Source organism: Nostoc sp. (genome assembly GCF_036918245.1).
Lineage (GTDB): Bacteria > Cyanobacteriota > Cyanobacteriia > Cyanobacteriales > Nostocaceae > Nostoc.
The window spans coordinates 1-14239 of record NZ_JBALEF010000061.1; the positions used below are offsets into that span (position 1 = coordinate 1).

General features: G+C 40.6%; 9 protein-coding genes and 1 tRNA gene. 7 read left to right on the plus strand and 3 right to left on the minus strand.

Annotated elements, in window-relative coordinates; all coding sequences use genetic code 11:
- Positions 1-456: 456 nt before the first annotated feature.
- The 3 genes from V7L12_RS17260 to V7L12_RS17270 form a co-directional block, all read right to left on the minus strand.
- Positions 457-927 carry a DUF29 domain-containing protein gene (locus tag V7L12_RS17260; protein WP_335086001.1) on the minus strand — a complete coding sequence of 157 codons (471 nt, stop codon included), beginning with the start codon at positions 925-927 and terminating at the stop codon, positions 457-459.
- A gap of 175 nt (positions 928-1102) precedes the next feature.
- The gene (locus V7L12_RS17265) at positions 1103-2386 is read right to left on the minus strand and encodes a DHH family phosphoesterase (protein WP_335086003.1); all 1284 of its coding nucleotides are present in this window, start codon (positions 2384-2386) and stop codon (positions 1103-1105) included.
- Between the two features lie 667 nt (positions 2387-3053).
- A complete protein-coding gene (locus V7L12_RS17270; protein WP_094349059.1) occupies positions 3054-3551 on the minus strand; it encodes an HNH endonuclease in 498 nt (165 codons plus the stop codon).
- Between the two features lie 410 nt (positions 3552-3961).
- On the opposite strand from V7L12_RS17270, the gene alr reads away from it, so the two are divergent.
- The 7 genes from alr to V7L12_RS17305 all read left to right on the plus strand — a co-directional run bounded on the left by alr (position 3962) and on the right by V7L12_RS17305 (position 14203).
- Positions 3962-5149, plus strand: a complete 1188-nt coding sequence (alr, locus tag V7L12_RS17275; RefSeq protein ID WP_335086005.1) for an alanine racemase — start codon at positions 3962-3964, stop codon at positions 5147-5149.
- Positions 5150-5292: 143 nt separating this feature from the next.
- A tRNA-Leu gene (locus V7L12_RS17280) sits at positions 5293-5374 on the plus strand.
- Positions 5375-6023: 649 nt separating this feature from the next.
- The gene (locus V7L12_RS17285) at positions 6024-7091 is read left to right on the plus strand and encodes a response regulator (RefSeq protein WP_335086007.1); all 1068 of its coding nucleotides are present in this window, start codon (positions 6024-6026) and stop codon (positions 7089-7091) included.
- A gap of 62 nt (positions 7092-7153) precedes the next feature.
- Positions 7154-7531 (plus strand): response regulator transcription factor, encoded by a 378-nt coding sequence (locus tag V7L12_RS17290; RefSeq protein ID WP_069071198.1) that lies wholly within the window; start codon positions 7154-7156, stop codon positions 7529-7531.
- Positions 7532-7535: 4 nt separating this feature from the next.
- Entirely contained in the window at positions 7536-8033 is a 498-nt protein-coding gene (locus V7L12_RS17295) for a chemotaxis protein CheW (protein ID WP_335086009.1), read from the plus strand.
- A gap of 62 nt (positions 8034-8095) precedes the next feature.
- Positions 8096-10906 carry a methyl-accepting chemotaxis protein gene (locus V7L12_RS17300; protein ID WP_335086011.1) on the plus strand — a complete coding sequence of 937 codons (2811 nt, stop codon included), beginning with the start codon at positions 8096-8098 and terminating at the stop codon, positions 10904-10906.
- Between the two features lie 252 nt (positions 10907-11158).
- Positions 11159-14203 carry a hybrid sensor histidine kinase/response regulator gene (locus V7L12_RS17305; protein ID WP_335086013.1) on the plus strand — a complete coding sequence of 1015 codons (3045 nt, stop codon included), beginning with the start codon at positions 11159-11161 and terminating at the stop codon, positions 14201-14203.
- Positions 14204-14239: the final 36 nt, after the last annotated feature.

The following is a 14239-nucleotide window of genomic DNA, read 5'->3' on the forward strand; positions in this document are numbered from 1 at the left end:
TAAGTTACAATGATGTTTAAGCTTGTAAGAATAAAATTGTATTATGAAAATTTTCCACCAAACCACTCTTATATTTATTGCCCTTTATTAAGAATGTATCTCACGAATTTTTCTATCCCAAATCTGTTTTTTGAAGATGAATGTAATTTTTTACTCCTTTTTCATTAATCAACTTCCGTAATAACCGATTGTGACAGTTAAGGGTGCGGAATGTGGGTTAAAATATTGAGTAAATTTTTTAAAAATCTCAATAATTTCGGTATCATTCATTTTTTTAAATTTAAAGTTTAGTTCTTGATAAGTCTTCATTTATTTAGTCGAAAAACACCTAAATTACTTAACAAAAATTTATATATAATATCTACGTCAAACTATTAAATATCTAACTTAACCTAAAACAATGAGCGTTTTGCACAATGCGATTTTTCAGCGATCGCTCACAAGATAAGATTACGATTATTCCTCAGCGTTAGGATAAAAGTCTAAGTCTAAAATCTCATCGACAGAAAAAAGACAGACGATCGCAAAGTTATCCTCTGATAAACTTGTTTCCACCATTGCCTCTCGCCGCGCTCTTTGATAGGTAGTATTTATCCACTCGGCATCATTTAAAAAACGCCTCAAGCTAGGACTTTCTTGCAGCAATTCATCTATATTCAGTCGCTCACGGGTAATGGTCACTTGCCAACTGTGACTACGACGTTCTGGTTGATACTTCCACTTCAACAAATGCGATAAGACTAACCGCAACGCACTTTGCAACGCCCGTTGTTGACTCTTACCCAAGTCCACCACTTCCTCAATTAAGTGTTCTAAATCCAGTGTGTCCCAGTGGTGCAATCGCAAAAGCTCTGCTGTCTGCTCTACCCAAGCATAAAAATCTTGCTCATACAGAGTTTGTAAGATTTGGAGTTTTATAGACTTCATGGCGCTCCTTCTTCACAAATAAATAGGTAGGCGCAAGTTAACTTTGATTTAGTTCAGCATTCGTCATAAAACCCAAATTCCCGACTTTTATCAAAAATCGGGAAGGGATGCTATCTGAACAAACACTTTGACTGCTGCATTGGTTAGGAGTTTTCCGCATCTCCTTGAGTTCCATTTACTCCGATTGAATCGGGTTATCTCTAGGATTAACTAACCTCAGCAGTTTTTGCTTAATTTGAGCATCGAATACTTCCCATTTCATTTTCGCATAAGCGGAATTTTCGTTGCTGCCAGACAAGAAGCCCATTGGAATTTCAAAGCCGCCTGCGCTTGTCCTTCCACCGCCGAAAAAGCGCCCTGCACTATCTTGTCCAAAGGCTTCTTTGATGAATTCATCGGGGTCAAGGGTGAGTTTGCTGGTTCTCAGGGAGCCAATGACTATTTCTAATTCTTCGTCTTCATCGTGAACAATGCCGTAAACTACGGCGGTGTGGACGTTTTCTTCGGTGACGAGAAAATCAGCCGCTTGGGGGATGGCGTCACGGTCTTCGTAGCGTAAGTAACCAACACCAGCAATGGAAAAGTTATTTTGGACGATGCGATTTTTGAGCGATCGCTCGATCACATCCATTACCCGTTTGGAACGATTCGCCTGTAAAATGGCATTCAGCAGTTGGGCATCATAAAATCGGCTTAAATACGCCGCTGCCATAAAGTCTTCTTCTTGCGCTTGCATGAGCCGATTTGTATCCGATCGCAAGCCATGCATCAAGGCAGTAGCGCATTTAACGTGTTGATTTATGCTGCTATCTAATGCTAATAATCCTGTTTGGAGGTATTGAGTAAAAATTGTTGCCGTCGCTCTTACATAAGGACGGATATCCTCAAACTCTGATTGCAGATCGCCTTGGATACTGTGATGGTCGACGAGTACCACTAGGGGAATTCCAGCCTGCTGCACCGCTGACAGTAGTTGTGAAGTGGTTCCCTGATTATCAATTAATACAAAACCTTGATAAGATGACAAATCTTTTGTTTTCAAGGTTTGTGTTGTCCAGCGTTGGATAGGTAAATTAGTCAACCTTACCAAGGCAATATTTTCTTGATGGCTCAATGCGCCAGCATAAATGATTTCACACTTGATATCATATTGCTGGGCAATTAACTGGTAAGCCCAGGCGCAGGAAAGGGCATCAGGGTCAGGAAAATCTTGCAGAATTACCAGTTGGCGATCGTGTCGGTGTGCCAAAAGGGTTTTTTGCAGTTCTTCTGACTTTTGTTGTGCCAGAGAATTACTACGCTGACTAAGATATATAGCCCCATCACCTACCGATGGCGGTAATGACGGACTTTTAAATGCAACTTCCACTGGCGCTTTCTCGATTTCAGGTTCCTCTGGGTTTGGCTCTGTGGTCAATGACAAACTCTCAAACTGAGTAACGGGAGAATTAAAGTACATAACGAACTTTTTTAAAGTGTGAGGCTCCTTTAATTCAGAAATACTACGAGCAGCAATTCACTGAATTTAGCCACATTAATTACGATCTTCGCAAAAATCTCAAGACATTGCACTATACATCTAAGTATATTTCTTGTCAGTAACAGCGCTTAACAATCAACTAACTTCCACTAAAGGGCATACAGCAAGGAAGTTTAGGATATCGGGCTGTATCTGGCAGCATAAATATGTTTTAGGAGTTTTTTTCTCTTTCGTAAATTGAATCGGGGTGATTTTTATCTAACTTAGGGTCTACCCTCTATCTTATACTTTAGGATTAGTCCTTGCTCTTTGAAATATTCTTATACTTAATATTCTCATTATTGTGACTATTGAGCAATTAACAATTATTTTTGATGAAAAACCCGTGTTTCGTATCCTCTTTGAAAATTCTGAGAATCTAGAGTAAAGTCCAATGGAAAAGGCAAAAGACAGTGGGGATAAAGAGCAAAGGGGAAACTCTATATACATACAACAAATTTGAAAGCTTGATAGCTGATGCAATTGCCTTCATTGCCAGCTATATAGCCACAAATTTTTTAACACTCCATAACTACTAAAAGTTATTGGCTATGTCTTAAAGAAAGAGGATATTTCTTCTTTTGCCTTTGCTCCTCTAATTTTTTGCTCAAAGACCTATAACATACTTTTGCCACTCTGTATGTAGTCCACTCTTAAGATGTTTGCTGACCTCGAAATAAAGACTACTATAAGGTTGGCGCGGAGGATGACGTAAAGGCATGTGAGCTTCGTGAGGAGTCCGACTGCCTTTTTTGACATTGCAACGGACACAAGCGGTAACAATATTCTCCCAAGTATCGCCCCCACCGCGCGATCGCGGTATTACATGGTCTAGCGTCAACTCATCTCCTGTGTAACCACAGTATTGACAGGCATGACCATCACGGTGCAATATATTTCGGCGAGTTAGAGGGATTTCTTTATAAGGAACGCGTACATAATGACGCAACCGGATCACGGTCGGCAACGGGAAATCCGTGTACAGAAATTTACCGTTGTGTTCCACGCGTTCTGCTTTGCCCTTGATTAAAAGAACTACAGCACGACGCCAACTCGTTATATTGAGAGGTTCGTAAGAGGCGTTTAAGACTAAAACCTTCCCCATTATTTGCGCTCAGGGTATGAGTTTTACAATATATTAACACAAATACACCCTGCTAGGGAGGTGAGAAAAAATTATACTTTCGGGAGAATTTGGAAATTGAGTTAGGAGTTAGGAGTTATGAGTTAAGAGTTAAGAAGTAAAATTTGTAGCTTTATGAGAAGGCTTACGTAGATTGACACAATCGCGCAGCGTCTCGTAGAGAAGAATGGAGTGAAAAGTTGAGCCGTAAGATTTACTTCTAACTCCTAACTTCTCACTTATAACTCTTAACTTTTACTTTAGCGCCGCAACATCTTGTATCAGTTCCAATCTGAAGGTTAAACTTCCTATTTAATCTGATCTCGCTTTTAGGAGCGTGTATAGATAGATAACTTGAAAGTTTAGCCGTGGCGGGATAGGAGTCAGTACAAATGTTAAGTCGCAAACAAATCCCTGGTGTAGTTCCTAATCAACAGTGCGACACCTACGCTTGGTTTTCGCAACGAGCCTGGGTCGAAATTGATTTAGAGGCGTTGTCGTACAATGTAAAGCAGTTGGTGCAGTTTTTATCGCCGCGTACCCAGTTGATGGCAGTAGTAAAAGCTGATGCCTATGGACATGGAGCGGTAACAGTCGCTCAAATTGCCATCCAATCGGGAGCTAGTTGCCTGGGAGTGGCTACAGTTCCAGAAGCTATTCAATTGAGAGAAGGCGGGATTCAAGCGCCCATTTTGATTTTAGGGGCAACTCATACACTAGAGCAGATTCACGCGATCGCCCAATGGAAACTTCAGCCGACACTCTGTAGCCCTAAACAAGCTTTAGTATTTTCTGATACCCTAGAATCGATGAATCATGGTTCTCCAGTGCCCGTACACATTAAATTAGACACGGGAATGTCTAGGTTGGGAACTAATTGGCAGCAAGCTGGCGAATTTGTGCAATTAGTGCAGCGCTTACCACATCTTGACATTGCCAGTATTTACTCTCATTTGGCAACAGCAGACAATCCCGATACCACGGCAATGGAAGAACAGCATAAACGATTTGAGGATGCGATCGCTCAAATCAAAGCAATGGGAATTCAAGTACCCTGTTTGCACTTGGCAAACTCAGCTGCTGCACTCACAAATCCAGCACTGCACTACGACATGGTACGTGTAGGTTTAGCTGTTTACGGACTATATCCAGCACCGCATTTACAAAATGCGATCAATCTCAAGCCCGTTTTGCAACTTAAAGCACGAGTCACCCAAGTTAAAACAATTGCCGCAGGAACTGCTGTTAGCTACGGGCATCAATTTATTGCCCCACACGAACTTCGCCTCGCAGTTGTGGGAATTGGCTATGCTGACGGTGTTCCTCGCAGTCTTTCCAACAAAATGCAGGCGTTAATTCGCGGTCAGCGGGTGTCGCAAATCGGGACAATTACAATGGATCAATTGATGCTGGATGTGAGTACCATACCCAATATCCAAGAAGGAGAAGTAGTCACCTTATTAGGAGAACAGGGAAAAGAACAAATTTCAGCGGACGACTGGGCAAAACAATTAAACACTATTTCTTGGGAAATTCTCTGTGGATTCAAGCATCGTCTGCCTCGTGTTGCAGTCATGTAATTGGGCATGGGGCATGGAGAAGAGACAAGGGAGGCAGGGAAGGGGGGGAAGACAAGGGAGAGATTGATCGATAACTTCCCCTTGTCCTCCTTATTCCCTATTCCCAAAAATAATTTATTATGCTATGATAGTAAACTGATGATGCGGATGTGGCGAAATTGGCAGACGCGCTAGATTTAGGTTCTAGTTCCGAAAGGAGTGAAGGTTCAAGTCCTTTCATCCGCACTTTTGATAAATTAAATTGCCTTGTCTAGGCTGGTACTTAGTACTTGAGTGAAAACTTCAAGGATAGTTACCAGCCTATTTAAATATCGCTTATATAAAAATCGGCGGTAAAACACTCTGCAAAAGGGAAGTTTTGCAGAATGTTTAATCTACGTTTTTAAATTTAAATAACAAAAAATACATTTATTAAAAGTAGTAAATAAGTATTATTACTGAGACTAATTTGAAGTTACCCGATGCAAAGTGGCTTCATTCAGTTCTTATTTGTTTAAAAAATAGATTTTACTTAAGTGTAAATACAGAAGTTCAAAGATATTACCATCAACAAAATCAGTATTATTTCTCTGGTCAGATTGGGGTTACTCAATGGAAAGTGGCTTCATCTAGTCTTGACATTTTTATGTCTTATTTCTCGAAAGATGTTTATAAATCTCAGTAACACTAAGTAGATTAATCACAATTTACGAATTTACTAAGATTTGCTCATCTTAAAATACGCTACTTTCGTTGAGTTTCAGCACAAACCTAGATGTAAACTGATGTACTTTAAAATACAAAAGTTTAATGCTTTTTACTTGATTTTAATTGTGGAATAACTCTACACGAATTTAGCTTACACGTATCGAATTTTAGCTGAAGTAAAAGCAAAATGAGCACAACTCCTATAGGTAGCTACAGGTTGTTCCAGAAACTACATCCGCTATCTCTGTTGGCACAATTAACTAGTCGGCGTGCTACGGGTTGCTTAAGTGTATTTACCGGGATAGTTTCTTGGTCAATTTATCTAGAGGACGGTAAACTTACTTATGCCTCCTATTCAGATAAACTATTTGAGCGCCTTGACAGTCACTTACGGCGCTTGAGTCAGCAAATTCCTGCTCTCAATAGCGCCACTCGTGTACAGATGCGGCTGATGTTTGAGACGAAGAATGAACATCAATCAATACCAAATGCGGATTACCAAGCTATTTGTTGGTTAGTAAATCAGGACTATATTACCTCTGTACAAGCAGGAAACCTGATAGACGAATTGGCAAAAGAAGTAATGGAATCATTTCTGTGTTTAAAAGAAGGTAGCTATGAATTCAGTTCAGAAAGCTCTTTGGATGAATTACCAAAGTTCTGTCGCCTGGATTTACGGTTACTTGTTGAACACTGTCAAAAGCAGTTACGAAATCGGCAAAATATTCAGTCATCAATTCCGGCTGGTGGGAGTTCCCAAGTTTTTTCTACAACACAATCGTCTCAAGTTCAGCCACAGCTGCAAATAAAGATTGGACAAAAATTGCCAATACCAATCAATTTTGATATTCCTGAAAATAATAAAACTACTCAGCCACCTGTTGGCAAAAAACTATATACAATTGCCTGCATTGATGATAGCCAAACTGTTTTGAATTCCATCAAGCACTTTTTGGATGAAAACACATTTTCAGTTTTGATGATCAACGATCCGGTAAAAGCTTTAATGCAAATTCTACGGAGTAAGCCCGATCTAATTTTGCTAGATGTTGAAATGCCAAGTTTAGATGGCTATGAACTATGTTCCTTATTACGTAAACATTCAACTTTTAAAAATACACCGATTGTTATGGTGACTGGGAGAACGGGATTTATCGACAGGGCAAAGGCTAAAATGGTCAGATCGTCAGGATATTTGACTAAGCCTTTTACACAATCAGAATTGCTAAAAATGGTTTTTAAGTATCTTGGTTGATTGAAATAAGGCAAATAAAAATAACAAAATATGTTTAATTTATTTTTTTAGGAGATTTAATAGTGAGCCTGACTTTGCTTGGCACAATTTTGATTGTAGAAGATTCTCCCAGCGAATTGGAATTAATGAGCCATTATCTCAAAGAGAGTGGTTACAACGTAATTAAAGCAAGTGGTGCAAAAGAGGGTTTAGAAAAAGCTGTGTTAGAAAAACCAGATGCGATCGTTACTGATGTAGTAATGCCAGAAATGAGTGGATTTGAATTGTGTCGTTCTCTGAGAAGAAATCCGATTACTGCAAAAGTGCCGATTGTGGTTTGTAGTTCCAAAAATCAAGAAATTGACCGTTTGTGGGCGATGAGACAAGGTGCAGATGCCTATATAACTAAACCTTACACCCGCGAACATCTCCTACGTACTATTAAATCAGTGGTAATTTGAATCAATGACTAGTACAAACATTACTCTTTCTTCAAAACCAATCCCAAATAATTTAGCAGATGGTTATCTGAAGTTTCAGCTTAATCAACAAACAACTGCTGTTTTATCAATGACGCATACGCAAGAAGCAATTCTTGTGCCTGTTGAATCTATTACGTCAATACCCAATATGCCGTCCTGCATATTAGGATTAATGAATTGGCGGAGTCGGATAATTTGGGTAGTTGATTTACCAAGAATGCTCAATTTAGAATACCTAGATTATCGACTGCGCCAGTACAATGTAATCGTTATCCAAGTGGAATCATTAGTGTTGGGCTTAGTTGTACAAGAAATAAAAGGTACAACTAAGTTCATCGTTGATGATATTCATTCTCCTATCGGACAAGTGGCATCCAGTTTAGTTCCTTATTTATGTGGGTGCGTTGTGCAACAGAAAGAAATATTACTGGTATTAGATGCACAGGCAATTGTGCAGTCTTCTATTCTCCGCAGTGATTAGGGTTTACTACTAAAAAAAAGATTTTTAGTGTTCTTATTCACATACTTAGGAGAACTACTTTTATGTTTAATAAAACCAACACGAATCAAGGTAATAGCCCTCAAAATCGAACATCACTGATCTCATCTCAAAAAGCCATTGGGACTGTAGTAAAACTACCAACTAAGCTGACTACTGAAAGTGCTAATAATTCTTCTTTGAATCAGGGGATTGCCTCTTTTACAAGGCTGGGATTGGTTAAGAAAGCGACTATTTTAGCGATCGCAATCGGTACAATACCAGTTTTGGGCATCGGTGCGATCGCTTTTAGTTTTGCTAACAAATCTATTACTAAGCAAATTACTCAATCTCAACAAGCTGAAGCTACTGGCTTAAGTGATAAAGTTAACCGCTTTATGTTGGGACGCTACGGTGATATTCAGGTAATATCAAACTTGCTATTTTTGACAAATTCTCAAGCTAGTATTAGTACTCAAGAAAAGCAAGCAGTCTTAGATCGGGTTGTCGAAGCCTACAAAGCTTATGACAGCATTGCTGTTTTTGATCGCCAAGGTAACTTGATTGTCCAGTCCACAGGTGAACCCCTGGAGAATCAAAAAGACCGTACCTATTTTCAAGACGCTTTACAAAAAGATACTCCTGTCATCAGCAAACCGGAAACAGCAAAAAATACTGGTGTAGTGAGTATTTATCTAGCCGCACCTGTAAAAGAGACAAGCACGGGTCAAACTATTGGCGTGGTACAAGCACGTATGCCCGTAAAATCTTTAGGGGAAGTCATCAAAAACTACGTAGCCAACGGACAACAATACCATTTGCTCGATGCTTCGGGAACAGTTTTCTTGAGTCCCCAAAAGGAATTATTGGGGAAAGAGGCCAAAGGAGAGTATTCTAATTTACCTAAGCTGCTAGCAGCTAAAAAGGTAGATAGTTTTATAGAAGTTCCCAAAACTCACAAAAAACAAGAACTAGTTAGCTACGTACCAGCTAGTACTATAGATGGCTTACCTGATTTAAACTGGCAGGTACTTTTATCCACAGATACCGCAATTGTATTTGAGCCGCAAAGACAATTGTTGTGGACTATAGCCATCGGCACAGCACTGACAGCATTGATTGTGGGTGCGATCGCATCTCGATTAGCTAAACTGACTACACAGCCAATTCTCAATGCAACTGCGGCATTAGCAAAGTTAGGTCAAGGTAAATTTAATACCCGTCTGGAAATTGAAAGAGAAGACGAATTAGGGGTATTGAGTGCAAATATCAACCTGATGGCTGAACAATTACAGGTCTTAGTTAAGGAACAGCAACAGGAACTGGACGTTGAAGGGGCAAAATTACTAGCAGATATTACCCTACGGATTCGGAGAATTCTCAAAACTGAAGATATTTATCACGCAGCAGTCAAAGAAGTTCAGCGAATCCTCAAAACAGACCGAGTAATCATTTATAGTCTGAATCCAGGTACTTTGGCTGGCGTTGTCGTTGCGGAATCGGTAACTGGTAATTGGCCGGAAATGCTGGGAGTGCAAATTGATGACCCTTATTTTCGGGAACATTATCTAAAAAGCGATCGCAATGGAGAGGTGCAAGCAGTTGCCAATATTCATCAAGACCAAAGCCTGAAAAATGCCGACGGTTACATCCAACTGTTGGAAAAATTTGCTGTCAAAGGTCATTTAATCGTACCGATTCTTGCCCAAGAAAAACTTTTAGGCTTATTAATTGCTCATCATTGCGAAACTCCTCGTGTTTGGCAACAAGCGGAAATTGACTTGTTTCAACAAATAGCAACTCAAGTCGGCTATGCCTTAGAACAAGCCAAGTTATTAGAAGAAATAGAAAAAGTCAGAAATGTAACTGTAAGTGGGTCAGACGAAACACTGCAACAACAACTTTTACAACTACTCAACGACGTAGAAGGTGCAGCTAGAGGCGACTTGACAGTGCGTGCAGATGTAACCGCTGGGGAAATCGGCACTGTTGCCGACTTTTTCAACTCGATTGTGGAAAGCCTCCGGGATATTGTTACCCAAGTTAAACAAGCTGCCATCCATGTAAATAGTGCCATTGGCTCTAACGAAGGAGCCATCCACCACCTAGCAGAGGAAGCGCTAACCCAAGCTGCCGAAATCACCCGCACCCTTGATGCTGTTGATCAAATGACCCAATCCATGCAAGCCGTAGCCGAAAGTGCCGAAAAAGCTGCCTTCATTGCTAACCATGCTGCTCACACCGCCACCAATAGTGGACACGCGATGGATTTGACAGTACAAAATATCCTCTCTTTGCGGGAAACTGTGGGTGAAACTGCTAAGAAAGTGAAACGTTTGGGAGAGTCTTCGCAACAAATTTCTCGTGTGGTGTCCTTGATTAACCAAATCGCGATTCAAACCAACTTGCTTGCTATCAACGCCGGCATTGAAGCAGCACGTGCGGGTGAAGAAGGTCAAGGTTTTGCCGTAGTGGCTGAAGAAGTCGGTGAACTAGCAGTTAGGAGTGCCGCCGCAACCCAAGAAATTGAACAAATTGTTGAAAATATCCAACGAGAAACCAGTGAAGTGGTGCAAGCAATGGAAATAGGCACTACCCAAGTGGTAGAAGGTACTCGAATTGTGGAGGAGGCGAAACAAAGTCTGAGTGAAATTTTAGATGTATCGTGTCAAATTGACTCCTTAGTACAGTCAATTTCCACTGCAACTGCATCTCAGGTTGAAACATCACAAAGTGTTAGCCAATTGATGAAAGATATCGCTGCTATATCACAACGCACCAGCGATTCTTCTCGGCAAGTTTCCCAATCTCTGCAACAAACTGTGGAGATTTCTCAGCAGTTGCAAGAGACTGTCGAGGCTTTCAAAGTTAGTTAAGTTTGTCATTTGTCATTTGTCCTTTGTCCTTTGCGATTTGCGATTTGCTAGTGACATGACGAATGACTTTTGTTATTTGTCTGTTGTCATTTGTTCTTTGTCCTTTTACTAATGACCAATGACCAATGACTAATGACTAATGACTAATGACCCTTCGGGTGACGCTCGTGCCTCGCTAACGCCAGTTGCTCATGGGGGAAACCCCCAAGACCGCACTGGCTCACCAATGAGCAATGACTAAGGACAAAAACCATGCTACAAGACAAAGAATTAGAAATCCAGATGCAGTTTCTGGAAGAAGCAACAGATTACTTAAATACCTTAGAAGGCGTATTGCTAGAAATCGATACTAGTAACCGCATCGATTTGGATAAAATCAATGCTGCACTCCGGGCCACTCATTCTATTAAAGGTGGCGCAGGGATGATGGGATTTAAATCGCTAAGTGATTTATCTCACCGTCTGGAAGATTCCTTTAAAGTTTTAAAAACTAAAAAAAATTCTTTAGAAATTGATACTCAATTGCAAAGTTTATTGCTATCTGGAGTTGACTGGCTGCGTCAAATTGTAGAATTGCTTGCAGAAGGGAATGTTGTTGAAGATCAATGGTTAGCAACTTTTTGTTATCCCATCTTTGATGAGTTGCACGATCGCTTGGGCGACCCCACCCCAGAAGATGCCTCAACCATGCTATCCCCAGAGGACGGGCAAGACGTTATCCCTTTGCTATTTGCCACAGAAGTAGAAGAGTGTTTGCAGCGTCTAGAATCTATATTGGCAGATACCAAACAGCCCGGATTGCATGAAGAAATTGCGATTCTGGCAGCTGAATTAGGTGGTTTAGGGGAAATGCTCCAGTTGCCAGCTTTTAGCAAGCTTTGTGAGTCGGTAACGCAGCATTTGGAAACTGTTAGTAGCAATCGCATTCCCGAAATTGCCCAGTTAGCATTGCAAGCATGGCGACGATCGCAAGCTTTGGTGCTGACAAATCAGTTAGATAACTTGCCTACAGAAATTGACTTGGGTAGTTATACGCAATCCCAGCTACTATTACCAGCAGAAGTAATACCACAGCTTTTCCCCACAGATGTCCTCGACACAGAAGTAGTATCAACAGCTGTTTGGCAAGCAGAGATAACTCCAGAAACTTGGACTAAAGATGAAGCGTTGGCGCAGCCCACCGCAGGTATCGCAGCCAATTTTACATTTGTAGATGCAGAATTTGCCGACGACGTAAATGTTGTCAATGTCACTGAACACAATACAATATTTGCTAAAGAAGAAAATCCTCCAGATGCCAAATTTAGCGAAGGTAAAGGAGAGGCAGTTGCCGTTGGTAAAGAACGAGAAATTCATGAAAATAGCGTCCGAGTTCCCAGCAAACAGCTAGAGCAAATTAATGATTTATTTGGCGAACTGATTGTTCAGCGGAATGGGTTAAACTCACAACTAGAAAGATTACGCAAACTCGTTCGTAACCTCAACCAGCGAGTCCAAGTTCTCGACCGCGAAAACCAGGAATTACGTATAGTCTCCGACAAAATTTCTACTCAAGCTACCATGTCTAATGGGGCACAGCTACAAGCTGAAAATGTCCACCAAGTACAAGGTACAAACACAGAATTTGATGCCTTAGAAATGGATCGCTATAACGAATTAAACCTGCGATCGCAGGAAGTTATGGAAACCATTGTTCAGGTACAGGAAGTCACAACAGATGTGCAACTCAGTGTAGATGATACAGACCATATTGCTCGTAAACTCAACAAAACATCGAAACAATTACAGACAAAGCTAAATCACATCCGAATGCGACCGTTGTCTGATTTAGTAGAACGTTTTCCGAGAGCTTTACGCGATTTAAATGTCGAGTATGGGAAAAATGCCCAGTTAAAAATTGAAGGTGGCAACACTTTAATTGAACGCAGTATTTTAGAAGCTTTAAACGAACCTTTGATGCACCTATTAAGGAACGCTTTCGATCATGGTATCGAAGACTCTGCGACGCGTCGCCTTTTGGGTAAACCAGAACAAGGATTAATTGAAATTACAGCTACTCACCGCAGTAATCGTACTCTCATTACTATCCGTGATGATGGTTGGGGCATTTCTCTGGAGAAAATTCGCACCCGCGCCCTAGCTATGGGATTGGATGCTTCTTTACTCGCTAATGCTAGTGATGAAGAACTATTATCACTAATTTTTGAACCAGGTTTTACTACTTCCGAACAAGTCACAGCATTATCTGGTCGCGGTGTCGGTATGGATGTGGTTCGCAACAATCTCAAACTAATTCGAGGAGATGTGAAAGTTGATACGGAACCAGGAGTTGGTACTACCTTTACCTTATCAGTGCCATTTACACTTTCCGTTGCCCGAGTTCTGCTGGTAGAAATCAATAAAATTCTATTAGCATTTCCCACAGATGTCATTTCAGAAATATCTTTACTCCAAGACGAGCGAGTTTTTGAAATGGCTGGTAGCGAAGTTTTAAATTGGCAAGGAACCATGCTGCCACTGATTCGCTTAATTCGTTATTTAGAGTTTAATTGCCTACGCTACGATAGCCCAGAGTTGGAAATTCCGGCAGCCATTAGTACTAACAGTGTGTTAGTAGTCAAAGGTAATAATCAACCAGTAGCAATCCAAATAGATCGTTGCTGGGGTGAACAAGAAGTTGCTATTCGCCAAGTCGAGGGAAATATACCTTTACCTGAAGGCTTTAGCAACTGCACAATTCTCGGTGATGGTCGAGTCGTGCCACTAGTTAATGTTAATGAGTTGCTGTATTGGATTGCTACGAATCAGCGGACTCCTAGAGGCACTCAATTACCATCAGCAAGGTTAAAAACACCGTTTCTAATTTTTGATGAAGACAAAATATCAGCAGCATCTATTAAGCACAAAGGCACAATTTTAATCGTAGATGATTCGATTAATGTTCGCCGGTTTTTAGCCCTGACCCTTGAAAAAGGAGGGTATCAAGTAGAGCAAGCTAAAGATGGTCAAGATGCCTTAGAAAAACTTCATAGTGGATTGAAAGTTGAGGCAGTAATTTGCGATATTGAAATGCCTCGCCTTGATGGTTATGGCTTTTTAGGTAAGGTAAATTCAGACGTTGATACAAAAAATATTCCAGTTGCGATGCTGACTTCTCGTAGTAGCAATAAACATCGGCAACTGGCAATGCAATTGGGGGCACGGGCTTACTTTTCTAAACCTTATAACGAGCAAGAATTATTACAAACGCTGGAGGAAATAATTCATCCTGTTGCAGAAAAGGCAGCTTCTAATTAAAAATTGATAATTCATAATTAAGTTTCAAATATTTTC

Excerpts from the sequence above, each read along its gene's own strand:
- V7L12_RS17270 (WP_094349059.1), bottom strand. The coding sequence starts at position 3,551 with ATGGGGAAGGTTTTAGTCTTAAACGCCTCTTACGAACCTCTCAATATA.
- V7L12_RS17305 (WP_335086013.1), top strand. The coding sequence starts at position 11,159 with ATGCTACAAGACAAAGAATTAGAAATCCAGATGCAGTTTCTGGAAGAA.
- V7L12_RS17265 (WP_335086003.1), bottom strand. The coding sequence starts at position 2,386 with ATGTACTTTAATTCTCCCGTTACTCAGTTTGAGAGTTTGTCATTGACC.
- V7L12_RS17295 (WP_335086009.1), top strand. The coding sequence starts at position 7,536 with ATGACTAGTACAAACATTACTCTTTCTTCAAAACCAATCCCAAATAAT.
- V7L12_RS17285 (WP_335086007.1), top strand. The coding sequence starts at position 6,024 with ATGAGCACAACTCCTATAGGTAGCTACAGGTTGTTCCAGAAACTACAT.
- V7L12_RS17300 (WP_335086011.1), top strand. The coding sequence starts at position 8,096 with ATGTTTAATAAAACCAACACGAATCAAGGTAATAGCCCTCAAAATCGA.
- alr (WP_335086005.1), top strand. The coding sequence starts at position 3,962 with ATGTTAAGTCGCAAACAAATCCCTGGTGTAGTTCCTAATCAACAGTGC.
- V7L12_RS17260 (WP_335086001.1), bottom strand. The coding sequence starts at position 927 with ATGAAGTCTATAAAACTCCAAATCTTACAAACTCTGTATGAGCAAGAT.